This window comes from Bradyrhizobium erythrophlei (assembly GCF_042430365.1).
Taxonomy (GTDB): domain Bacteria; phylum Pseudomonadota; class Alphaproteobacteria; order Rhizobiales; family Xanthobacteraceae; genus Bradyrhizobium; species Bradyrhizobium erythrophlei.
Genome location: NZ_JBHMET010000180.1, coordinates 1 through 727 on the forward strand (window position 1 = coordinate 1; position 727 = coordinate 727).

Below are 727 nucleotides of genomic sequence, written 5' to 3' on the forward strand. Positions count from 1 at the left end.
CCTAGGGCTCGCGAATCGCTTAAGCTGCTACTCACGTTCAGATTGAAGCCTTCTTCAATTGCGAGGCTGGATCATCTTGCGAATTAATCAATCAGTTTTTCAATTGGGCGATCAGGTACGCCTCAGCGAGCTCGGCGCGAGCCGAATAAAGAAGGCGCCCTCAAAGACCGGACGGATAGTTGGCGCAGGCAAGGCGAGCAAGCTGACTGTTCGCGTGCTCTTCGACGGCATGAAAACACCGGTCAGCCTGCATCAAAGCTATCTGGAATTGGATGTTGTCAGGGGCCAAATAAGCTAGATCTGGAGCCGCGAGATCGCTGCGCGCCAGCTTCATGCCCTGAACGATTATCGGAGGCCCCCGCGAGCCGCGGCTTCGCCTCACCGACATCAAGGCAATGTTCGAGCAAATGCGCGGGATCACCTGATGGGGCTCAGCGGCCCATTATACCCGCCCCTCGGGCGGGTTCTGATGCTCCGGATCGGTCCACCAGCTCTCAAATTTTCGAGTCCTCCTCATGACCAAAATCGAATTTGAATACAAGCTATTCAAGATTAGCGCAGAGAAAGTCTCGGCTAGAGCTAAAGGGTGGCGAATAGATATCAAACGAAGAGATGGTGGAGAGGCCCAGCAAACCGTGGCATTTGGCGATCTATCGGACGTGATCGACGAAGCCAAGAGGATCATCGACGCCGCGAGCGGCTAGCCTTGTGGCGTTTGCGCAGGGAT

Annotated in this window: 1 protein-coding gene; it reads left to right on the top strand. The window is 55.2% G+C overall.

Annotation, left to right across the window (positions count from 1 at the left end; translation table 11 throughout):
* Nucleotides 1-515: 515 nt before the first annotated feature.
* Complete coding sequence (locus ACFFWD_RS25745; protein ID WP_376969858.1) at nucleotides 516-704, top strand: hypothetical protein; 189 nt, start codon at nucleotides 516-518, stop codon at nucleotides 702-704.
* Nucleotides 705-727: the final 23 nt, after the last annotated feature.

Bases quoted from the DNA above. Each gene is read 5' to 3' on its own strand.
- ACFFWD_RS25745 (WP_376969858.1), top strand. From the start codon at position 516: ATGACCAAAATCGAATTTGAATACAAGCTATTCAAGATTAGCGCAGAG.